At 61.6% G+C, this 503-nt stretch carries 1 protein-coding gene; it reads right to left on the bottom strand.

The features are described 5' to 3' along the window. The coding region (locus tag ACYVE7_RS35625; RefSeq protein WP_460371135.1) for an Abi family protein at positions 1-401 on the bottom strand (401 nt) is incomplete at its 3' end. Positions 402-503: the final 102 nt, after the last annotated feature.

Raw genomic sequence — 503 nt, forward strand, 5'->3', positions numbered from 1 at the left:
GGCATTGCCGGCGTGCTGTAGGTCCGGCGGTAATGGTCGATGTACGTCTCGGGCGAGCTTGCCACGTCGTTGGTCAAGCGCGTCAGGTTGTCACGGTACTTACCCGGATGATGGTAGAGCGCCGCATCAAGATAGCCATGGGGCCCAAACCGCTGCGCCAGCTCGTACGCCCAGCTACCCCGTACAGCGACTTCTATCCGCTCAATCGCATCGAGCACTAGCAACCGAAGGCGGCGGTCAAAATCGTACAGGTCGGTGACGGTATCGAAGCTGGTGCCCGGTAAGAAACGGGGGCCAGGATTGCCCTGGGGATACTCGAAGGGCAGCCAGTAGGCGCTCAGACGGTAGTAGCTGACATGGCGTAACCAGTGCTCGGCCCGCGCCATGTCGGGGATCGCCATGCCTTCGGCCTGGAGATGTTGGAGCTGCTGCGCGATCGTCGTCGCGGGTTTTGTGAAAGGGCGTGGCACCCATCCTGCGTAGCAGGGTGAAAAAAGACCCGC

It is taken from the genome of Actinocorallia lasiicapitis (assembly GCF_054778695.1).